Source organism: Actinoplanes sp. CA-030573, from assembly GCF_050951115.1.
GTDB lineage: Bacteria > Actinomycetota > Actinomycetes > Mycobacteriales > Micromonosporaceae > Actinoplanes.
In genome coordinates this window covers 6735946-6757387 of the sequence record NZ_CP192038.1, presented here as the reverse complement: position 1 = coordinate 6757387, position 21442 = coordinate 6735946, and the positions used below count along the sequence as shown (strand labels likewise).

Genomic DNA, 21442 nt, shown 5'->3' with positions numbered 1-21442 from the left:
TCTCCGGTGAGCACCGCGGCCCTGCCGGACTGGGCGCGGGCCGGGTTCAGCGGCGACGGCAGCGGGAACCCGCACGTGTTCGGGCGCGCCGGGACCATCCTCGGAGTGATCTTCGGAGCGCCGCTGCGGGCCGCGCCGGCCGAGGGACGGGCCAACAAGATCCTCTGGGTGTCGAAGCCGCCGATCGACGGCGACCCGCTGCAGATCACCGCAATCCTCGACGGAACCGGCGAAAAGGCCGAAGCGCACGTCACCGGCGGTCCCGGTCCCTCGATAGTCGATCTTCCCCGGGCCGGTTGCTGGCGGCTGACCCTGCGCTGGTCCGGTCACACCGACACGATGGATCTCACCTACTCATGAGTACTCATGATCAGTTCCCACCCCCGGGACCGCGGGCTGTAGCCTCCCCTCAGAGTTCTCACGAGGTAAGGCAGGGCCGGGTCCGGTGTTCAAGCGAATCGCCATCGTCAACCGCGGCGAGGCCGCGATGCGTCTCATCCACGCCGTCCGCGACCTGGTCGCCGAGTCGGGCACCCCGATCGAGACCGTCGCGCTCTACACCGACGTCGACCGCACGGCCATGTTCGTGCGCGAGGCCGACATCGCGTACGACCTGGGCCCGGCCGCCTCGCGGCCCTATCTCGACCTGAAGACGCTGGAGCGCGCGCTGGTCGACACCGGCGCCGACGCGGCCTGGGTGGGCTGGGGCTTCGTGGCCGAGGACCCGGCGTTCGCCGAGCTGTGCGAGCGGCTCGGCATCACGTTCATCGGGCCGAGCCCGGAGGCCATGCGCAAGCTCGGCGACAAGATCGGCGCGAAGCTGATCGCCGAGGAGGTCGGCGTCCCGGTCGCGCCGTGGAGCCGTGGGCCGGTCGAGACGCTGGAGGCCGCGCTCGAGGCGGCCCAGCGGATCGGCTACCCGTTGATGCTGAAGGCGACGGCCGGCGGCGGCGGGCGCGGCATCCGGGTGGTCCGCGACGCCTCGCAGCTGGCCGACGCCTACGAGCGCACCAGCCAGGAGGCCGCCCGCGCGTTCGGCAGCGGCATCGTCTTCCTCGAGCGCCTGGTCACCGGCGCCCGGCACGTCGAGGTGCAGGTCATCGCCGACGGCCAGGGCACGGCCTGGGCGCTCGGCGTGCGGGACTGCTCGGTGCAGCGGCGCAACCAGAAGGTCATCGAGGAGTCGTCGTCGCCGGTGCTCAGCGCCGAGCGGGCGGCCGAGCTCAAGGCGTCGGCCGAGCGGCTCGCGGTGGCGGTCGGCTACCGCGGCGCGGCCACCGTCGAGTTCCTCTACCACCCGGGCGACGACCTGCTCGCGTTCCTCGAGGTCAACACCCGGCTGCAGGTCGAGCACCCGATCACCGAGTCGACCACGGGCTTCGATCTCGTACGCGCCCAGCTCCACGTCGCCTCGGGCGGGCGGCTCGAGGGCACGCCGCCGGCCGAGCGCGGTCACGCCATCGAGGCCCGGCTCAACGCCGAGGATCCCGACCGCGACTTCGCGCCGTCCCCGGGCCGCATCGCCCGGCTCGTCTTCCCGGCCGGCCCGGGCATCCGCGTCGACACCGGCGTCGGCGAGGGCGACACCATCCCCGGCGACTTCGACTCCATGATCGCGAAGATCATCGCGTACGGCCGGGACCGCGACGAGGCGCTCGGCCGCCTGCGCCGGGCGATGGCCGAGACCACCGTGATCATCGAGGGCGGCGCCACCAACAAGAGCTTCGTCCTCGACCTGCTGGCCCAGCCCGAGGTCATCGACGCCAGCGCCGACACCGGCTGGATCGACCGGGTCCGGGCCGAGGGCCGCCTGGTCTCGCACCGGCACTCCGCCGTCGCCCTGGCCGCCGCCGCGATCGAGGCCTATGAGGAGGACGAACGGGTCGAGGAGGAGCGGCTGCTGTCGACCGCGTTCGGCGGCCGCCCGCAGGTGCGCCACGAGAGCGGCCGCCCGCTCGACCTCAAGCTGCGCGGCGCGAGCTACCGGGTGCGGGTCGCCCGGGTCGGCGCCCACCGGTTCCGGGCGAGCGTCGAGGCCGGCGGCGAGCGTCGCGACGCCGACGTCGAGCTGCACCGCTTCGACCAGCACACCGGCTGGATCGTGGTCAACGGCGAGCGGCACCGGCTGCTCACCGGCGCGCACGGCGCCATCCACCTGATCGAGATCGACGGCGTCGCGCACCGGATCACCCGCGACGAGGGCGGCGTGCTGCGCTCGCCGATGCCGGCACTGGTCGTCGCGACGCCGCTCGCCGTCGGCGACGAGGTCGAGGCCGGCGCGCCGGTGCTGGTGCTGGAAGCGATGAAGATGGAGGCGGTGCTCCGCGCGCCGTTCCGGGCCCGGCTCAAGGAGACGCTGGTCGCGGTCGGGGCCAAGGTCGACGCCGGCGCGGCCCTGCTGCGGCTCGAGCCGCTCGGCGGTGACGAGGCCGCGGCCGAGGCCGACGCCGCGCATGTGGAGATCGACCTGCCGGCGGAGCCGTCCGGGCTGCCGCCCGCGGCCCGCGCCGCCCGCGGCCAGGAGGACCTGCGCAGCCTGCTGCTCGGCTTCGACGCCGACCCGCACGACGAGCGCCGGGTGCTCAACGACTATCTCGCCGCCCGCAAGGACGCGGCCGCCGCCGGTCAGCGCCCCCTGGCCGGCGAGATCCAGCTGCTCGAGGTCTTCGCCGACCTGGCCGAGCTGAGCCGCAACCGGCCCGGCGGCGAGGACGACGGCGGCGACACCCGGGTGCACAGCCCCCGCGAGTACTTCCACGCCTACCTGCAGAGCCTCGACGTCGAGCGGGCCGGGCTGCCCGAGCGGTTCCAGGCCCGGCTGGCCAAGGCGCTGGCCCACTACGGCGTCGCCGAGCTCGAGCGCACGCCCGAGCTCGAGGCCGCGGTGTTCCGCATCTTCCTGGCCCAGCAGCGGGCGGCGGCCGACGCCACCGCCGTCACCGCCCTGCTGCGCGCCTGGCTCGGCGAGCCGCCGCCGGACGACACGCTGCACGAGGCGGCCGGCCTCGCGCTCGAGCGGCTGATCGCGGCCACCCAGGTCCGCTTCCCGTCGATCGCCGACCTGGCCCGCGGCGTGGTGTTCTCCTGGTTCGGCCAGCCGCTGCTGCGCCGCAACCGGGCGCTGGTCTACGCCGGGGTCCGCGCCCACCTGCGCGCGCTCGACGAGCGGCCGGACTCGCCCGACCGCGCCGACCGGATCGCCGAGATGGTCCGCAGCACCGAGCCGCTGGTCCGCCTGCTCGGCCAGCGCCTGGTCCGCGACAACCTCGACAACTCGGTCATGCTCGAGGTGCTGACCCGTCGCTACTACGGCAACAAGGGCATCACCGGCGTCCGTACGATCGAGGCCGCCGGCTGCTCGTTCGTGGTGGCCGAGCGCTCCGGCTCCCGGGTCGTCTCGGCCGCGGTCAAGTTCGCCGAGCTCGGCGCCGCCCTCGACGGCCTGGCCGTGCTGGCCACCGGTGACACCGCGATCGACGCCGACATCTACCTCTCGTGGGAGGGGCAGCCCGCCGACTCCGACGCGATGGCCGCCGCCCTGCACGAAGTGGTCAACGCCCGGCCGCTGCCGGTCCACGTGCAGCGGCTCACGCTGGCCGTCGCCGGCCGCAGCGGCGCCGTCGTCCATCACCACTTCACGTTCCGCCCGTCGTCGACCGGGATGACCGAGGAGCGGCTGATCCGCGGCCTGCACCCGCACATCGCCCAGCGCATGCAGCTCGAGCGGCTGCGCAAGTTCGACCTCACCCGGCTGCCCTCCTCGGACGAGGAGATCTACCTCTTCCGCTGCGTGGCGCGGGACAACCCGGGCGACGACCGGCTGGTCGCCTTCGCCCAGGTGCGCGACCTGACCGAGCTCCGCGAGCACGACGGCCGGCTGGTGTCGCTGCCGACCACCGAGGACACGATCGCCACCTGTCTCGACTCGATCCGCCGCAACGAGTCGGTGCGGCCCTCGGACAAGCGGTTCAACACCAACCGCATCGTGATCTACGTGTGGCCGCCGGTCTCCATCACCCGCGAGGAGATGGAGATGATCGCCCGCCGGGTCGCGCCGACCGTGTCCGGCGCCGGGCTCGAGGAGATCCTCTTCATCGCCCGCCTGCGTGACGAGGCGACCGGCAAGCTCACCAAGGTCGCGGTGCGGATCGCGTTCGACGTGACCGGCGGCGCCGAGCTGATCATCGGGGCGCCGTCGGACGAGCCGATCGAGCCGCTGGACGGCTACCGGCAGAAGGTGCTGCGGGCCGCGCGGCGGGGCGCCGTCTACCCGTACGAGCTGACCGGTCTTCTCGGCGATTTCACCGAGCACGACCTCTCGGCCGACGGCGAGCTGGTCCCGGTCGACCGGCCCAAGGGGCAGAACACGGCGGCCATCGTCGCCGGCGTAGTGACGACGAAGACCGAGCGGCATCCGGAAGGCGTGACCCGGGTCGTGCTGCTCGGCGACCCGACCAAGTCGCTGGGCGCCCTGTCCGAGCCCGAGTGCCGCCGGGTCATCGCCGCGCTCGACCTCGCCGCCCGCATGGACGTGCCGCTGGAGTGGTACGCGCTGTCCTCCGGCGCCCGGATCTCGATGGAGTCCGGCACCGAGAACATGGACTGGGTCGCCGCGGCGCTCAAGCGGATCGTCGAGTTCACCCAGGACGGCGGCGAGATCAACATCGTGGTCGCCGGCATCAACGTCGGCGCCCAGCCGTACTGGAACGCCGAGGCCACGATGCTCATGCACACCAAGGGCATCCTGGTCATGACCCCGGACTCGGCGATGGTGCTGACCGGCAAGCAGGCGCTGGACTTCTCCGGCGGCGTCTCGGCCGAGGACAACTTCGGCATCGGCGGGTACGACCGGGTGATGGGGCCGAACGGGCAGGCGCAATATTGGGCGCCGTCGCTGGCCGGGGCGCGCGATGTGCTGATGGCGCACTACGACCACACGTACGTCGTGCCCGGGGAGACGGCGCCGCGCCGGGCTGTTTCCGTTGACCCGGTCGACCGGGACATTTCGGACTTTCCCCATGACATCGCGGGGAGCGACTTCACCACGGTGGGCGAGATCTTCTCGGCGACGGCCAACCCCGATCGCAAGAAGCCCTTCGACATCCGTACGGTGATGCGCGCCCTGGCCGACCAGGACCACCCGGTGCTGGAGCGCTGGGCCGGCATGGCCGACGCCGAGACCGCCGTGGTCCAGGACGTGCATCTCGGCGGCATTCCGGTCTGCCTGCTCGGCATCGAGTCCAAGTCGGTGACGCGGCGCGGCTTCCCGCCCACCGACGGCCCCGACACGTACACGGCAGGCACGCTGTTCCCGCGCTCGTCGAAGAAGGCGGCCCGGGCGATCAACGCGGCCAGCGGCAACCGTCCGCTGGTGGTCCTGGCCAACCTGTCCGGTTTCGACGGTTCCCCGGAGTCGATGCGCAAGCTGCAGCTGGAGTACGGCGCGGAGATCGGCCGTGCGGTGGTCAACTTCCGCGGTCCGATCGTCTTCTGCGTCATCTCCCGCTACCACGGCGGCGCGTTCGTGGTCTTCTCGAAGCGCCTGAACCCGAACATGACGGTCCTAGCGGTCGAGGGCTCGTTCGCCTCGGTCCTGGGCGGCGCTCCGGCCGCGGCCGTGGTCTTCACCGCCGACGTCAACGCGCGCACGGCGGCCGACCCGCGGGTGAAGGAGCTGCAGACCCGGGTGGCCGCCGCAACCGGCGCCGAGCGCGGCGAGCTGGCCGCCGAGCTCGACGAGCTGCGCACGGCCGTGCGCACCGAGAAGCTGGGCGAGGTGGCCGCCGAGTTCGACCGCGTGCACAGCGTGCAGCGGGCCGTCGAGGTCGGCTCGGTGGACGCCGTCATCAAGGCGGCAGAGCTGCGCCCCCGCATAATCGAGGCAATCGACTTCGGCGCCGGCCGCAAGTCGTAGCCGGCCGTCCGCCCCGGCCCGCCCCGGCCACTCGGCCGGCGCGGCCGCTCGTCAGAGGCGGCCCGCCCGGCGGCTCGGTTGCTCGGCCGCCGTCCGGCTCGGCGGCTCGGTTGCTCGTCCGGCTCGGCGGCTCGGCCGTCGGCCGTCGGCCGACGCGTCGGCTCGGCGGGCTGGTTGCTCGGCCGGCGCGGCCGCTCGGAGGCCGAGTCGCTCCGCCGGTGGTCTGTCTCGGCCGCTCGTTCGAATGACGGAGGGCGCTCCCGTGAGGGGGCGCCCTTCCCGCACGTCCGTCCGACCTCCTCGACCTAGGTTCCTAGGATGCTCAGCTCGCGACCCACTGCCGAGCAACGCGACCTGCCGGGCGTCGGCGACGTCCGCGCCGCCCTTCACCGCCCGGCCGTCCCGTGCGGTCGCCCTCCCGTGCGGTCGCCCTCCCGAGCGGTCGCCCTCCCTGAGCTGACACCCGAGCTGGGTTGGCCACCCGAGCCGGGACGTCCGCGTGCTCGAGTCCGCCGTGGCCGGTCGGGAGCTCACCGCCCGTGGTCGGCCGCTGGTTCGCGCGCCCTTTGCTCTGCTCACCAATACGCGCCTTCCGCATGTCGACTCGCGGTGCGCGTATCGGTAAGCAGAGCAAAGGGCGCCGGCCCGGCCCGTCCGCCCGGAGCTGGCGGATGGGCCGGGCCGGCGCCGGGGGGCCTACCAGCCGACGGCGACCAGCAGGTACTGCGGGCTGCCGTGCGAGACGAACGAGCTCTGGCCCGCCACGTCGTCGTAGGGGAAGCCGTAGGCGAGCTTGCCCAGGGCGTGGTCGTGCCAGAACTTGGCGTAGTAGTTGGCGGGGGCGGCGCGGTAGTAGTTCGAAACCGTCTCCCACTGCGACTGCGGCAGGTCGATCGTGTGCCGGTTCAGCGCGGCGCACTGTTGGGGCTGTCCGGCCAGGACGCCGGCGCAGCCGAAGATGTCGGACGTGGCGGCGGTGATGCCGTTCTGGGCGGCGTAGCTGGACATGTAGTTCTGGTACTGGCCGCCGGCGCGGAACGCCGCGTCGCTGCCGGGCGCCATGATGCGGTACGGCGCGGTGGCGGTGGCCAGGTGCTTGAACTCGGTGGGCGTCTCGTCGGAGAACTTCTGGAACGTGACGGCCCGGTCCTCGGTGAAGGTCTGGTAGTCCTCGCCGACCTGCACGTCGTACCCGTCCTTGGCATGCAGGCGCATCGCGATCTTCAGGCCGAACGCGTCCACCCGGGTGGTGTTGCCGTTGAAGACGTTCGCGCCGACCGTGAACTCGATGAAGTCGTAGTACTGGCTGTTCGGGGAGCCGAGGTAGAAGTACATCCGGCCGGCCGAGTTGGCGGGCATGTCGAGGTACTGCTGCTCGGCGATCGAGTGCGTCTGCCCGTTGAAGCTCCAGTAGACCTGGCTGTCCGGGTACTTGCCGTTGGTGCGGTTGAGGATCTTGACCTGGACCACGTTCTGCGCGGCCGGGATGCTCGCGGTGTCGCCCCAGAACGAGTCGGGCATGGTGCTGCCGCCGGGCGGGGTGGTGGTGGGCGGGGTCGTCGGCGTGGTCGGGGTGGTGACCGTGCCGGTGATGTGAACGACGAAGGAGAACAGCGAGTAGCCGTACGCGGTGGCCCGCGCCGTGCCGAGCATGCGCACGTAGCGGCCGGTGCCGGAGACGTTGAGCGACTGGTTGCCGCCGGCGCCGGTGGTGGTGCTGTAGACGGTGGTCCAGGTGCTGTTGTCGGCGGAGACCTGGATCTGGAACGCCCGGGCGTAGGCCGCTTCCCAGCTCAGGGCCACGTTGCAGATCGTCTGGGAGGAGCCGAGGTCGACCTCGATCCACTGCGGGTCGCTGAACGCCGACGACCACCGGGTGCCCGGGTTGCCGTCGACGGCCGCGCTCGCCGGGGTGCCGGCGTTCTCGGTGGTGGACGCGGTGGCCGTACGGCCCTGGGCGGCGTCGGCGGTGCCGCAGGTGGCAGCCGAGCCGGTCGAGCCGAAGACCTGGAACTCCCACAGCGAGAAGCCGTAGGCGGTGGCCCGGGTGATCAGGTTGAGCCGGACGTACCGGCCGGAGCCGCTGACCGGCAGGGTCTGCACGCCGCCGGCGCCGGTGGTGGTGCTGTAGACGGTGGTCCAGGCCGAGTTGTCGGCCGAGGTCTGGATCTGGAACGACCGGGCGTACGCGGCCTCCCAGTTCAGCGTGACCGAGCTGATCGTGGCCGTGGCCCCGAGGTCGACCTGCAGCCATTGCGAGTCGGCGAACGCCGAGGACCAGCGGGTGCCGGTGTTGCCGTCGACGGCGGCGCTCGCCGGGGTGCCGGCGTTCTCGGTGGTGGACGCGGTCGCGGTCTTGCCCTGCGAGAGCAGGGTGTCGGCGGCGTGCGCGGCGCCGATCGTCACGGCGGCGTAGGCCGCCACGAGCAGGACGAGAACGGCGCCGATGACGGCGGTGACCAGCCGCGGGCGCCGTCGGGGAATGGCGTGTCGCATGGACTTCTCCCAGGGGATGGGGATGGTGCGCGGATTCCGCCGCCCGGCCGTGGGGGGCCTGGGGATGGACGACAGAGAGCGCTCTCACCCGCAGTGTCATCGATGCCGATCGCCGCGAGCAAGCGATTCAGGTTCCGGAACCACGCGCGAACCCCAGGCGCGAAGCGGACATGGCGCGATGTGGACGGCAAGGGTTTTCCCCATTCCGGAGATTGATGCCGATATATAGCGTCTTCTCTGAGCCCGCCCGTCACCCCCTTCGGGCGGGGAAGGAGTACGCGTGATGTCCCGATTCCCCCTCGTCATGGCCGTGGGGACCGCAACCGCGGTCGTCGTGGCGATGACCGCCGGGCCGGCCACCGCCGCCCAGCCCACCGCGCCGTCGGCGCAATCCGCCGCGACGCTGGCCGCCGGCGCGGCCGACGCGCTGATCGCCGCCAACCCGTCCTACCTGCACGCCAGCGCCTCGGACACGTTCCAGCGGCAGGCCGTGATCTCCTCCGGCGGCTTCAACTACGTGCCGTTCACCCGCACCTACAAGGGCCTGCCGGTCGACGGCGGCGACCTCGTCGTGATGACCGACTCCGCCGGCGCGACCAAGTACACGTCGGTCGCCCAGTCGTCCGCGATCGGTGAACTCTCCACCGTCCCCAAGCTCTCCGACGCCGCCGCCCTGGCCATCGCCAAGAAGCAGCTCAAGACCGTCTCGAGCGTCGAGGGCACCAAGCTCGTCGTGGTCGCCGCCGAGGGCGCGGCCGCCCGCCTGGCCTGGCAGTCCACGATCCGCGGCACGAGCGCCGAGGGCGTCAGCCGGCTCACCGTGAACGTCGACGCCGTCAACGGCAAGGTGCTGGGCACCCAGGAGCACGTCACCTCGGCGACCGGCACCGGCACCGGCTGGATCTACGGCTCGGTCTCGCTGAGCACCACCCAGTCCGGCTCGACGTACCTGCTGCAGGACTCGGCGCACACGACGCTGCGCGCGCAGAACGCCTCGGGCAACGCGACCTTCTCCGGCACCGACAACGTCTGGGGCAACGGCAACGGCACCAACCGGGAGACCGGCGGCGTCGACGCGCTCTACGTGGCCGAGAAGCAGTTCGCGATGCTGTCCTCGTGGCTCGGCCGGAACGGCCAGAACGGCTCGGGCGGCGCGTGGCCGATCCGGATCGGCCTGAACGACCAGAACGCGTACTACGACGGCACCCAGGTGCAGATCGGCAAGAACACCGCGGGCCGGTGGATCTCCTCGGCCGACGTGGTCGGCCACGAGCTGGGTCACGGTATCGATGACCACACCCCGGGCGGCATCTCCCGCAGCGGTACGCAGGAGTTCGTCGCCGACACGTTCGGCGCCGCCACCGAGTGGTACATCAACAACCCGAACGACCCGCCGGACTACCAGGTCGGCGAGGAGGTCAACCTGGTCGGCTCCGGTCCGATCCGGTACATGTACAACCCGTCGCTGGCCGGCGACAGCAACTGCTACTCGAGCAGCACCCCGTCGCAGGAGGTGCACGCCGCGGCCGGCCCCGGCAACCACTGGTTCTACCTGCTCGCCCAGGGCTCCAGCGGCAACGGCCAGCCGTCCAGCCCGACCTGCAACGGCAGCTCGGTGACCGGCGTCGGCATCCAGACCGCCATCAAGATCATGTACAACGCGATGCTGCTGAAGACCTCCAGCTCGTCCTACCTGAAGTACCGGGTGTGGACGCTGCAGGCGGCGAAGAACCTCTTCCCGGGCAGCTGCACGCAGTTCAACGCGGTCAAGGCGGCGTGGAACGCGGTGAGCGTGCCGGCCCAGTCCGGCGAGCCCACCTGCTGATCTTTTGACCTGATCTTTTGACCCCGATCGGGGGACCGGCCGCCGTGCCGGTCCCCCTTTCCCGTGCCGGGCTGGGAAGCTGATCGGCTGTGACTCCCTCGGTGTTCGAGACCACCGACGTGGACGCCGCCCACCACTTCCTGAACGGCGTCTACGGCCGGCTGCGCCTGTCGGTCGACGGGCGGTCCTGCGGCGTACGGCTGGTCCAGCGCGCGCTCGGCCGCCTCGACCTGCATCACAACGTCTTCCGCATGCGTTTCGAGGTCGACGCCCCGCCGATCGGCGCAATCGCCATCGGCCGCGTGAACGCCGGCGCCGCCACGATGGAGTCCGGCCGCACCAGCAACGCGTGCGTCGCCGGCGACATCTTCATCCCCGGCCTGCCGGGCGAGCGGTACCGGGCTTCGTTGGACAATTCGAACGCCGAGTTCATCCTCTTCGACCCCGCCCTGCTGGCCGAGGTGGCCGACCCCGCCCCCGGCCGTGCCACGGTCCGGCTGACCGGCCACCGCCCGGTCACCCCCGAGGCGGCGAGCTTCTGGCACCGTACGCACGACTACGTCCTGTCGATGGCCGCCGGCGCCCCGATCGCCCCGCTGGTGACCGGCGACGTGTCCCGTCTGCTGGCCGCCGCCGCCCTCGCCGTCTTCCCGAACGACCACCGCGCCGACCCCACCATCGAGGACCGCCGCGACGCCCGCCCGGAAACCCTGCGGCGGGCCCTCACCTACATAGACGAGAACGCCCACCGCCCCATCACCCCCGCCGACGTGGCCGCCGTGGCCCGCATCACCATCCGCAGCTTGCAGCTGGCCTTCCGCCGCCACCTGAACACCACTCCCACGGCCTACTTACGAGAGGCCCGCCTGGCCCACGCCCACCACGACCTGCGCGCCGCCGACCCCACCACCACAACCGTCGCCGCAGTGGCAGCCCGCTGGGGTTTCGCGAGTCACAGCCGCTTCACGGCCACATACCGAGCCACGTACGGCCAGACCCCGTCCCAAACCCTCCACCGCCACTGACCAGCCACCCCGCCCGCCGCCGTCGGCCCACCCACCCGCGCCCGCGGCCGCTGCCCACCCCACCCGGGCCCGCCGCCGCTGGCCCACGCGCCTGCGCCCGCCGCCGCTGGCCCACCGCCCGCGCCCGCCGTCAGTGACCCACTCGCCCACGCCCGCCGCCGAGGCCGTTGGTGCTCGGCGCCGTTGTCCCCGCTCACCGTTGCCCACCGCCGTCCCCGTGGCCGCCATTGACCGTCGTCCCTGGTCGTTCGTGGCCGCCTCCGTTCCTCCCGGAGTCGAGGGTTCCCTCGCCTTCCGCCGCTTCCCCGGTCGCGTCTTCCAAATGGGCGTTTTCGCCGTTCCCGCGCTCGGAGGAAATTGCTGTGGTGGGTTTGCGCCGGCGCTCTGCGGAGGGGCATTATCGACGCGTTCTCGCCGTTGCCGAAGCCGTGCAGGATGGTGCCGACGGTGAGGTATTTTCCGAGGAAGTAATTTGGGCAGAATCGTCGCAGTTCGCCTTTCGTCGTGGCGGCAATAAAGCTAGGCGGATGCGCGGGTCCGCTTTGCGCTGGATTGCTTCCCGGCCGCGTGGAGCAGGCTTGGCGGCGGGCCTCGCGTCGACCGGCGCCGCGTTGGCTGGTAGCGCTCCGGCGGGGTGCGCTGATCGGTGGTGCGTCGGCGGGCATTGCTCCCGTTGAGGTAGCGCTGACCAGGCGGGCGTTGGCGGGCGGTGTTTCGACTCGCGTGGGGACGGCGGTCGAGGCCGGCGCTGCTCCGGATGCTGCGGGCCCGGCGCTTGCGGATGCTGAGGGCCCGGCGACTCCGGATGCTGGGAGCCCGGCGGCTCGGGATGCTGCGGGCCTGGCGGCTCGGGATGCTGCGGGCCTGGCGGCTCGGGATGCTGCGGGCCCGGCGACCCGGGGCGCTGGCAGCTGGGCGACTCCGGAAGCTGCGTGCCCGGCGACCTCGCGCGGCCGGGCGGCAGCCTCTCTCGCGTGACGCAAACGCTCGGCATGACGGCGGGTCAGCCCCCACGCCCGGTGGCCTTCGTGCACTCGGCGGAAATGGTCGCGCTCGGGCGAATAAATGCGGCCCCGCGAACGATCACGCATGGCGCCGATCGCCGCCGTCGTGAACATCTGGAGCTGCCGTATGCGTAAACTCTCCCGCACCCCGACAGCCCGCCGCCAATATTAGATCATGCCATTCCCGAGGGGCGGCATATCAAAGAGCCTGCGCGGTGAGAATGCCGAGACCTGCGGCGCCCAGGCCGGCTACCAAAGAGGCCAGCACGTTCATGGCGGCGTAGAAAGTGTTGTTCGATTGGGTCAGGCGCAACGTCTCGTAGCTGAATGTCGAGTATGTGGTCAGCGCGCCGCAGAAGCCGGTTCCGAGCAGCGCCGTCCACGGGGCGGCGGCGGGCAGGCCGACCAGCAGGCCGAGCAGGAAGCTGCCGGCCACGTTGACCGTCAGGGTGCCCCACGGGAACGCGGACTCGTGGCGGGACTGGATCGTGCGGTCGGTCAGGTAGCGCAGCGGCGCGCCCACGGCCGCGCCCAGCGCGACCAGCAACCACGTCATGCGGTCTCCGCCGTGGGCGTGCCGGTCAGGCGGGTGGTGAGCGCGCTGCCCGCCCAGACGGCCAGCAAGGCGGTCACCAGTGTCACCGCCAGGTACGCCAGGGCGGTGCCGGGGCGGCCGGCCTGAGCGGCACGTTGCGCGTCCACCGCGTACGTCGAGAACGTCGTGAAACCGCCGAGGACGCCGACCCCGGCGAACGGGCGCAACAGGCGGGACGCACCGCGGTCGACGATCACCATGAGAACGCCGATCAGGAAGCAGCCCGACACGTTGGTGACCAGCGTCGACCAGGCGAAACCGCCGGCCGGATGGGGCCAGGCGAGTGCCAGCGCGTAGCGGCTCAGGGCGCCGACCACGCCGCCGGCCGAGATCGCGGCGAGCACCGGCCACGGGCTCGGGCGCATCTCGTCGCGCATGCGCGGCACATGCAGATCGACGTCGGGGTCCATGCGTAGCCCTTCCGAGGAGCAGGGAGAGGGGTACACGAGCCCCACCGCCGTCCCGAAGATTACCGAAGGGCGCGGTACCGGGCGAACGTCGTCCGCTTGCGCAGCCGGAAGCCGAGCGACTCGTAGAGCCGGATCGCCGGCGTGTTGGCCGCCGCGGTGTGCAGGAATGGGTTCTCACCGCGGGCGCGGATGCCGGCCGCCACCGCCCGGATCAGCCGGGTCGCCAGCCCCTGCCCGCGGAAGGCCGGGTCGGTGCAGACCGCGCTGATCTCGGTCCAGCCCGGCGGGTGCATCCGCTCGCCGGCCATCGCCACCAGCCGGCCGCCGCGCCAAATGCCCAGGTAGGTGCCGAGCTCGATGGTGCGCGGCCGGAACGGGCCGGGCCGGGTGCGCTCGACCAGGTCGAGCATCTCCGGCACATCGGCGGCGGTCAGCCGGAGCGCCTCGGCGTCGGGCCGGGCCCGCAGCGCGACGTCGATGAGCTGCACGCCGGCGATCTCGTCCACCCGCGCCCACCCGTCGGGGGCGGAGGCCTCGCCGGGCAGGGCCACCTCGGCGCCGGGACCGGTCAGCTCGGCCAGGTCGGCCCACGCGCGCGGATCGGCCGGGTCGGCGAGTGCGTAGAACTGTGCCACGTCGTCCGGATAACGGCCGGCCAGTCCGTGGATCACGGCGAGGTGGGCGTGCGCGCCGGTGAGCGACGTCCAGATCGGGTTGTCGAGGACGGCCTCGGCCGGAGCGGAGACGGCGGTCATGACCTCAACCCCAGGTGGTCGCGCAGGGTGGGTCCGGAATAGGCGGTACGGAACACGCCGCGCTCCTGCAGCAGCGGGACGACCGTGTCCGCGAACTCGTCCAGCCCGCCCGGCGTCACGTGCGGCACCAGGATGAACCCGTCGGCGGCGTCGGACTGCACGAGCGTGTCGATCTCCGCGGCCACGGTGGCGGGCGACCCCACGAAGGTCTGCCGCCCGGTCACCTCGATGATCAGCTCGCGGATGGACAGGCTGCCCGCCGACGCCCGCTCCCGCCACTCGCGCGCCACGGCAAGAGGGTCGCGGTGCATGCGGACGCTCGCCCGCCCGCGAGCGATGTGGCTGTCCGAAATGTCGGGCTCGACGGAAGGCAGCGGACCATCCGGGTCGTACGAGCTCAGATCCCGGTTCCACACCTGCTCGAGCAACTTGATCGCGGTCGGCCCGCTGACCTGCGCCCGCCGCACCTCGATCGCCTTCTCGCGGGCGTCGGCGTCGGTGTCGCCGAGCACGAACGTCGCGGCCGGCAGGACCAGAAGATCATCACGACCGCGGCCGTACGCCGGGAGCCGGCGCTTGACGTCGGCATAGAACCGCTGCCCGTCCTCGAGCGTCCCGTGCCGGCTGAAGATGGCGTCGGCGGTGGCGGCCGCGAACTCCCGCCCCGCGTCGGAGTCGCCGGCCTGCAGGATGACCGGCCGTCCCTGCGGACTGCGCGGCACGTTGAACCGCCCGCTGATGTCGAAGTGCTCGTCGGTGTGCTTGAACGCGCCCACCGACCCGTCGTCGAGGAACCGCCCGCTCTCCTTGTCGGCGACCACGGCCCCGGCCGGCCACGAGTCGAACAGCTCCTTGGCCGTCGCCAGGAACTGCGTGGCCCGGCTGTACCGGTCGGACTCGGCCAGGAACCCGCCGCGCCGGAAGTTCTCGCCGGTGAACGCGTCCCAGGACGTGACCACGTTCCAGGCGGCCCGTCCGCCGGAGAGATGGTCGAGGGACGCGAACTGCCGCGCCACCTCGTACGGCTCGTTGAAGGTGGAGTTGATCGTGCCGGCCAGGCCGAGGTGGGTGGTGACCGCGGCCAGGGCGGCCAGGACCGTGAACGTGTCCGGCCGGCCGACCACGTCGAGGTCGTAGATCTGGCCGCCCTGCTCGCGCAGCCGCAGCCCCTTGGCCAGGAAGAAGAAGTCGAACTTGGCCCGCTCGGCGGTTTGCGCGAGCTTCACGAACGACGCGAACTCGATGTGGCTGCCCGACTCCGGGTCGCTCCACACGGTGGTGTTGTTGACGCCGGGAAAATGGGCGGCAAGGTGGATCTGCTTAGGCATGGGAAGCCCCCACGAATCGGTTGGCGGGCCGGGGAAGGCCGAGCAGCCCGCGCAGGGTGGCGGCCTCGTAGCGGTCCCGGAAGGCGCCCCGCAGCCGCAGTTCGGGTACCAGGGCGCGGGTGATCGCCTCGAGATCGGAGGGGAGCCGGCCGGGACGCAACCGGAACCCGGTGATCCCGGCCTCGCGCCACTCCAGCAACAGGTCGGCGAGCTCGGCCGGGCTGCCGCTGAAGACCGCCGCGTCCGAGGAGTACGCCGAGCGGTCGAGTGTGTCCAGGCGGTCCTTGGCGTCCCGGTCGAAGAAGACGACCAGGTCGGCGAAGATGTGCGGGGTGCCGACCTGGCTCACGATCCGGGCGGCGTCGGAGGCGTCGGCCGGGGTCACGAAGGTCAGGTCGGCCGACCGGTTCGCGAACGCGTACGGGATGGCCGCGTGGGCGAGGGCCGTGACGAGCGGCTGGCCCTGCGGTGGCCGGGGCGTGATCGACGGACCCTTCACGCTGAAGTACTTGCCGTCGAAGTCGATGTAGTGCAGCTTGGACCGGTCGATGAACCGGCCGGTGGCGACGTCGCGGATCTCGGCGTCGTCCTCCCAGCTGTCCCACAGCCGCCGCACCACCTCGACGTAGTCGGCGGCCTCGTCGAACAGGTCCTCGACCACCTGGCGGGTGGCCGGCTCGTGCAGCCGGCCGCGCTCGATCACCGGCAGTGTCCGCCGCCCGAAGTGCCCGGCCTCGTGCGCGCGGCCGGAGACCTGCACCCGCCAGCCGGCCCGGCCACCGCTGACGTAGTCGAGCGTGGCCAGCGCCTTGGAGATGTGGAACGGCTCGGTATGCGTCACCGTGGCGGTCGGCACCAGCCCGATACCGGTCGTGAGCGGCGCGACCCGGGCGGCGATCAGCACCGCGTCGAGCCGGCCGCGGACGTGGTCGGTGCGCTCGTCCGGACCGTCCGGCCGGTCCGACTGCAGGCCGAGCGCGTCCTCGAAGGTGACGAAGTCGAGTGCGCCGGCCTCGGCCTCGAGGACCAGGTCGGTCCAGTACCGGGCGGTGAACAGCTCGGCGGGCCGGGCGGCCGGCTCCCGCCACGAGGCGGGATGCCAGCCGGTTCCCTCGAGGGCGACGGCGAGGTGCAGCGGTCGGTTCGGCATGGTCACTTCCCGTCGATCGGCAGGCCGGGCGGGTTGATCTCGGGCGCGGTGACGGCCTCGTTGCCGAGGTTCCAGCGAGCCAGGATCTTGGCGTAGTCGCCGGAGGCGACAAGTGCGTCGAGCGCCGCCTTCAGGGCCGGCACCAGCCCGTTGCCCTTCTTGGTGGTGAGCGCGATCAGGCCCTGGAGGGTGTCGCCGGCGCCCGAGTAGGTGCCGATGATCTCGGTCTGGCCGGCCACCGCGACGTGGTAGGCGGCGGTCGGGTTGGGGCCGAGGTACGCGTCGATCTGCCCCGAGCCGAGCGCCAGATAGGTGGCCTGGTTGGTCTGGTAGTACTTGATGTCGACCGCCGGGAGCCCGTTCGCGACGTCCTGCTTGCTCCACTCGACCAGGATCTTCTCCTGGTTGGTGCCGGAGCTGACCGCGATCTTCTTGCCCGCGACGTCCTTGGGCCCGGTGACCTTCCAGCCCGCGCCCTTCTTCGCCTCGAAGGCCAGGTTGTCCTTGCGGTAGGTGGCGAAGTCGTACTTCTGCTTGCGCAGCTCGGTGACGGTGATGTTGGAGGCGCCGACGTCGTACTTGCCGCTGTCGAGGCCGATGAACAGGTTCTCCCACGAGGAGTTCTGCAGGTCGGGCTCGAGGCCGAGCACGCCGGCGACCGCGACCGCGATGTCCGGCTCGCTGCCGATCAGCGTCTTGTTGTCGGTGGCGGTGAAGGCCAGCGGCGGCGAGCCCGAGCCGGCCGCGCCGAGCCCGATGGTCAGCTTCCCGGTCGCGCGGATCTTCTCCGGGACCAGGGCGGCGGCCGCGTCCACCTTGGCCGGGACGATCCGGTTCTGCTCGGGCCCATCGTTGATCTTGACGGCGTCCGCACCCGCGTCGACGGCGGCGGCCGCGGTCTTCGGCGCCTCGTCGGGCGCGGCGCAGGCGGTCAGGGCCACGGCCAGCGCGGAAAACACCACGGCGGCTTTGAGCGTACGCATGAATGCTCCTTTGATTCTCAAGAGAGGACCTTGGACAGGAAGGCCCGGGTGCGGTCGTGCCGGGGTGCGTCGAGGACCTCGGCCGGGGCGCCGTGCTCGACCACCCGCCCGTCGTCGAGGAAGACGATCGCGTCGGCCACCTCGCGGGCGAAGCCGATCTCGTGGGTGACGACGATCATCGTGGTGCCGGCCCGGGCCAGGTCGCGCATGACGTCGAGGACCTCGCCGACCAGCTCGGGGTCGAGGGCGGAGGTGGGCTCGTCGAAGAGCACCAGCTTGGGGTCCAGCGCCAGCGCCCGGGCGATCGCCACGCGCTGCTGCTGCCCGCCGGAGAGCTGCCGCGGGTAGGCGTCCGCCTTCTCGGCCAGGCCCACCCGATCGAGCAGCTCCCGCGCCCGCCGATAGGCCTCCGCCTTCGGCTTCCGCAAGGCCGAGATCGGCGCCTCGACGACGTTCTCGATGGCGGTGAGGTGCGGGAACAGGTTGAAGGTCTGGAAGACGAAGCCGATGCCGGCCCGCCGCCGCAGCACGTGCCGCTCGCTGAGCTCGTGCAGCCGGTCGCCGGCTTGGCGGTAGCCGATCAGCTCACCGTCGACCCGGACGTGGCCGCGGTCGACCTTCTCCAGGTGGTTGATCGTGCGCAGCAGCGTGGACTTGCCGGATCCGGACGGGCCGAGGATCACCGTGACGCTGCCGGCCGGGACGGTCAGGTCGATGCCCTTGAGCACCTCGTGCGCGCCGAACGACTTGTGCACCCCGCGCAGCTCGATCATCGCCGCCAGCCTCTCGAGAAGTGCCGCTCCACGTAGTGCTGGAAGACCGACAGGACGGCGGTCAGGACCACGTACCAGACGGTGGCGACCATCAGCAGCGGGACGACCCGGCCGTTGCGGCCGTAGACCACCTGGACCTGGTAGAACAGCTCGCCGATCGCCAGCACGTACACGACCGAGGTGCTCTTGAGGAGGTTGACCAGCTCGTTGGCCGCGCTCGGCAGGATCGCCCGCATGGCCTGGGGGAGCAGGATGCGGCGGAACTGACGCAGGCGCGGGATGCCGAGCGCGGCGGCCGCCTCCAGCTGACGCTGGTCGACCGAGATGATGCCGGCGCGGACGATCTCGGCGGCGTACGCGGCCTCGTGCAGCGCGAGGCCGAGCAGGGCCGCGCCGAACGAGCTGACCAGGTGTGCGGTCTCGAAGCCGGCGAAGCCCGGCCCGAACGGAACGCCGATCTGCAGCTTGTCGTAGAGGTAGCCGAGGTTGGCCCAGAACAGCAGCTGCACGATCAGCGGCACCGACCGGAACACCCAGATGTAGGTCCAGCTCACCGCCCGCAGCACCGGGTTGTGCGACAGCCGCATCGGGGCCAGCACGATCCCGCCGAGGAAGCCGAGCACCGCGCCGGCGAAGGTCAGCTCCAGCGTGACCAGCAGCGCCCGCATCACCGACTCCTCGAAGAAGTAGCCTGCGAACGTGCCCCAGTCCCAGCCCGGGTTGGTGATCAGCCCGTGCGTGAACTGAGCGACCAGCACGAGCACGGCGGCGGCGCCGATCCAGCGCCACGGGTGCCGGGCCGGGACGACGGTGAGCCGGCCGGGCTCGTCCGCGGTGGACGGTGGTGGTTCGGTGCCGGCGCGGGCCGAGGAGAGGACGCTCACGGGGATTACCTCCGGCGATGTCGGGGCCTGCCGCTCACGCTAGGGCGCCGTCCGCAATGCGCTCAAGTCCTATCGGCCATGTATGTTTTTACAGGGTTGTCAACGGCCGGTGTGACATCCCGCCAGGCGACGATCGCGGCGGCGGCGAGCATGGCCGCGCCGACCGCTAGGCCGTGCGTGACCGGCCCGGACCCGGCGGCCAGCGCCACGCCGGCCACCGCCGCCATCCCGACGGTGGCCGACACCCGCTGTGCGAGCTGCAGGAACGCGGCCGCCAGCCCGGCCGAGCCGGGCGGCGCGTGGCCCAGCGTCAGGGCCTGGTTGGGCGCGATGATCAGGCCGTTGGCGGCGCCCAGCGCGAGCTGGGTGAGGGTCAGCGCCAGTCCGAGGCGGCCGGGCGGCACCCAGGTGACGACCGCCGCCGCCGCGATCACCGCGGCCAGCGAGGCCACCAGCGCCCAGAGCACGCCGGCCCGGCCGTAGCGGCCGACCACCCGCCAGCCGACCGAGGAGACGGCGGCGAACGCGAACGCGCTCGGCAGCATGGTCAGCGCGGCGTGCAGGGCCGACCAGCCGAGCCCGATCTGCAGGTAGAGGGTGAGTGCGAGCGACGCCGAGAGGTTCGCGCCGAACTGGAGCATGGCGATCACCGTGCCGTTGCGGTACCCGCGCGAGCCGAGCAGCGCGGGCAGCAGGATCGGCGTGCCGCCCCGGCGGTGGTACCGGCCCTCGGCCGCGACCAGCAGCACGACCAGGGCCGCGGCGACCGCGAGCCACATCGCCCGGGGCGGGCCCTGACCGCCGGGCAGCGTGAACGGCAGCATCAGGCAGCCGATCGCCGCCGCGAGCAGGGCGAGCCCGGGCAGGTCGAGGGTGGTGCGCCGGGCGGCCATTTGCGGCCGTGCGCGTCGCCGAGCCGTCCGCCCGGCACCAGTGCCAGCCCGAACGACAGCGAGTAGCCGGCGACGATCCAGCCGATGGTGCCCGGGCCGGCGCCCAGCGACGTGCGCAGAGCCGGGACGGCGGTGTTCAGGCTCGACTGGTCGAGCAGCGTGGTGAAGGCGGCGGCGAGGCAGACCGCGAGGGTGGCGGGACGGGTGTTTCTGGCACGGGCGGCGATCACCCCTTGCTTATATCCTAGTTAAGCTATAGGAAAAAGGGAGCCGACGTCCAGCACCGAGGAGAGAACCATGACCGTTCCGCTGTCGATCCTGGACCTGTCGCCGCTGGTCTCCGGCGGCACCGCCGGCGACGCCCTGCGCCGCACGCTCGACCTCGCCCGGCGGGCCGAGCAGTTCGGCTACCACCGCTACTGGGTGGCCGAGCATCACCTGACCCCGGGCGTCGCCAGCTCGCAGCCGGCGCTGCTGCTGGGCCAGATCGCCGCCGTCACCGAGCGGATCCGGCTCGGCTCCGGCGCGGTGCAGACCGGGTTCCTCACGCCGCTGGGCGTGGTCGAGCAGTGGGGCCTGCTCGACGCCCTGTACCCGGGACGGTTCGATCTCGGGCTCGGCCGGTCGGCCCAGCGCCGCAACTCCGGTGCCGAGGAACCGGCGGTGACCGAGGAGCGCGTGGTCGACGGCCTGCTCATCCCGCGGTCGTTCTCGTTCGCGCCGATCTTCAAGTCGGCCCGGTCCAAGCTGTTCGCCCGCCTGCTGACCCAGCCCGGCGCCGAGCCGGCCGACCTCGACGCGGCGATCGCCGACATCGAGACGCTGCTGGCCGGGCCGTACACCGACGGCGAGGGCAACGAGGCCCGGGCGGTGCCGGGGGAGGGCGCCGACGTCGAGCTCTGGGTGCTGGGGTCGAGCGGCGGCGAGAGCGCCCGGGTGACCGGGGCGAGGGGGCTGCCGTTCGCGGCCAACTACCACGTCTCGCCGGCCCGGGTGCTGGAGGCGGTCGAGGCCTACCGGGCGGCGTTCCGGCCCTCGGCGCGGCTCGCCGCACCGCGGGTGCTGGTCTCGGCCGACGTCGTGGTGGCCGAGGACGACGAGACCGCGCGACGGCTGGCCGTCCCGTACGGGCTCTGGGTGCGCAGCGTGCGCACCGGCCAGGGCGCCATCCCCTACCCGAGCGTCGAGGAGGCCGAGGCGTTCGAGTGGACCGAGGAGGACCGCAAGCTGGTCGCCGACCGGGTCGAGACCCAGTTCGTGGGCTCGCCGGAGACGGTGGCCGAGCGCCTGGAGACGCTGCGGCGCGTCACCGGGGCCGACGAGCTGCTGGTCACCACCATGACGTACGACCACGAGGACCGGGTCCGCTCGTTCGAGCTGCTGGCCAAGCGCTGGTTCAACTGAGGC

At 72.2% G+C, this 21442-nt stretch carries 17 protein-coding genes; 6 read left to right on the top strand and 11 right to left on the bottom strand.

Features of this window, described 5'->3' with window-relative positions:
• Nucleotides 1-6 precede the first annotated feature (6 nt).
• Together ACQP2F_RS31155 and ACQP2F_RS31150 are read left to right on the top strand one after the other, a co-directional pair.
• Nucleotides 7-360 carry a hypothetical protein gene (locus tag ACQP2F_RS31155; protein WP_433293653.1) on the top strand — a complete coding sequence of 118 codons (354 nt, stop codon included), beginning with the start codon at nucleotides 7-9 and terminating at the stop codon, nucleotides 358-360.
• Nucleotides 361-445: 85 nt separating this feature from the next.
• Nucleotides 446-5914 (top strand): carboxyl transferase domain-containing protein, encoded by a 5469-nt coding sequence (locus ACQP2F_RS31150; protein ID WP_433293651.1) that lies wholly within the window; start codon nucleotides 446-448, stop codon nucleotides 5912-5914.
• Between the two features lie 696 nt (nucleotides 5915-6610).
• On the opposite strand, the gene ACQP2F_RS31145 is transcribed toward ACQP2F_RS31150, so the two are convergent.
• Entirely contained in the window at nucleotides 6611-8410 is a 1800-nt protein-coding gene (locus ACQP2F_RS31145) for a galactose-binding domain-containing protein (protein WP_433293649.1), read from the bottom strand.
• Between the two features lie 283 nt (nucleotides 8411-8693).
• On the opposite strand from ACQP2F_RS31145, the gene ACQP2F_RS31140 reads away from it, so the two are divergent.
• From ACQP2F_RS31140 to ACQP2F_RS31130, 3 genes are all read left to right on the top strand, one after another.
• Nucleotides 8694-10235: a M4 family metallopeptidase gene (locus ACQP2F_RS31140; protein WP_433293647.1), complete on the top strand. Its 1542-nt coding sequence runs from the start codon at nucleotides 8694-8696 to the stop codon at nucleotides 10233-10235.
• Between the two features lie 89 nt (nucleotides 10236-10324).
• Nucleotides 10325-11260 (top strand): helix-turn-helix transcriptional regulator, encoded by a 936-nt coding sequence (locus ACQP2F_RS31135; RefSeq protein WP_433293645.1) that lies wholly within the window; start codon nucleotides 10325-10327, stop codon nucleotides 11258-11260.
• A 974-nt stretch (nucleotides 11261-12234) separates the two neighbouring features.
• Entirely contained in the window at nucleotides 12235-12399 is a 165-nt protein-coding gene (locus ACQP2F_RS31130; protein ID WP_433293643.1) for a hypothetical protein, read from the top strand.
• 64 nt (nucleotides 12400-12463) lie between these two features.
• On the opposite strand, the gene crcB is transcribed toward ACQP2F_RS31130, so the two are convergent.
• From crcB to ACQP2F_RS31080, 10 genes are all read right to left on the bottom strand, one after another.
• Nucleotides 12464-12820: a fluoride efflux transporter CrcB gene (crcB, locus tag ACQP2F_RS31125; RefSeq protein WP_433293641.1), complete on the bottom strand. Its 357-nt coding sequence runs from the start codon at nucleotides 12818-12820 to the stop codon at nucleotides 12464-12466.
• A complete protein-coding gene (locus ACQP2F_RS31120; RefSeq protein ID WP_433293639.1) occupies nucleotides 12817-13269 on the bottom strand; it encodes a fluoride efflux transporter FluC in 453 nt (150 codons plus the stop codon). The genes crcB and ACQP2F_RS31120 overlap by 4 nt, the downstream gene beginning before the upstream one ends.
• A gap of 59 nt (nucleotides 13270-13328) precedes the next feature.
• Nucleotides 13329-14024 carry a GNAT family N-acetyltransferase gene (locus tag ACQP2F_RS31115; RefSeq protein WP_433293637.1) on the bottom strand — a complete coding sequence of 232 codons (696 nt, stop codon included), beginning with the start codon at nucleotides 14022-14024 and terminating at the stop codon, nucleotides 13329-13331.
• Nucleotides 14021-15352 (bottom strand): NtaA/DmoA family FMN-dependent monooxygenase, encoded by a 1332-nt coding sequence (locus tag ACQP2F_RS31110; RefSeq protein ID WP_433293635.1) that lies wholly within the window; start codon nucleotides 15350-15352, stop codon nucleotides 14021-14023. Before ACQP2F_RS31110 ends, ACQP2F_RS31115 begins: the two co-directional genes overlap by 4 nt.
• Nucleotides 15345-16502, bottom strand: coding sequence for an LLM class flavin-dependent oxidoreductase (locus ACQP2F_RS31105; RefSeq protein WP_433293633.1), 1158 nt, complete (start codon nucleotides 16500-16502; stop codon nucleotides 15345-15347). Before ACQP2F_RS31105 ends, ACQP2F_RS31110 begins: the two co-directional genes overlap by 8 nt.
• Nucleotides 16503-16504: 2 nt before the next feature.
• A complete protein-coding gene (locus ACQP2F_RS31100) occupies nucleotides 16505-17485 on the bottom strand; it encodes an ABC transporter substrate-binding protein (RefSeq protein WP_433293631.1) in 981 nt (326 codons plus the stop codon).
• A 17-nt stretch (nucleotides 17486-17502) separates the two neighbouring features.
• Nucleotides 17503-18258, bottom strand: coding sequence for an amino acid ABC transporter ATP-binding protein (locus ACQP2F_RS31095; protein ID WP_433293629.1), 756 nt, complete (start codon nucleotides 18256-18258; stop codon nucleotides 17503-17505).
• The gene (locus tag ACQP2F_RS31090) at nucleotides 18255-19142 is read right to left on the bottom strand and encodes an amino acid ABC transporter permease (protein WP_433293627.1); all 888 of its coding nucleotides are present in this window, start codon (nucleotides 19140-19142) and stop codon (nucleotides 18255-18257) included. Before ACQP2F_RS31090 ends, ACQP2F_RS31095 begins: the two co-directional genes overlap by 4 nt.
• 62 nt (nucleotides 19143-19204) lie before the next feature.
• A complete protein-coding gene (locus ACQP2F_RS31085) occupies nucleotides 19205-20035 on the bottom strand; it encodes a hypothetical protein (RefSeq protein ID WP_433293625.1) in 831 nt (276 codons plus the stop codon).
• Nucleotides 19966-20265, bottom strand: coding sequence for an MFS transporter (locus tag ACQP2F_RS31080; RefSeq protein WP_433293623.1), 300 nt, complete (start codon nucleotides 20263-20265; stop codon nucleotides 19966-19968). The genes ACQP2F_RS31085 and ACQP2F_RS31080 overlap by 70 nt, the downstream gene beginning before the upstream one ends.
• Before the next feature lie 67 nt (nucleotides 20266-20332).
• Here ACQP2F_RS31080 and ACQP2F_RS31075 point away from each other — a divergent pair, with 67 nt between their 5' ends.
• Nucleotides 20333-21439: an LLM class flavin-dependent oxidoreductase gene (locus ACQP2F_RS31075; RefSeq protein ID WP_433293621.1), complete on the top strand. Its 1107-nt coding sequence runs from the start codon at nucleotides 20333-20335 to the stop codon at nucleotides 21437-21439.
• Nucleotides 21440-21442 lie beyond the last annotated feature (3 nt).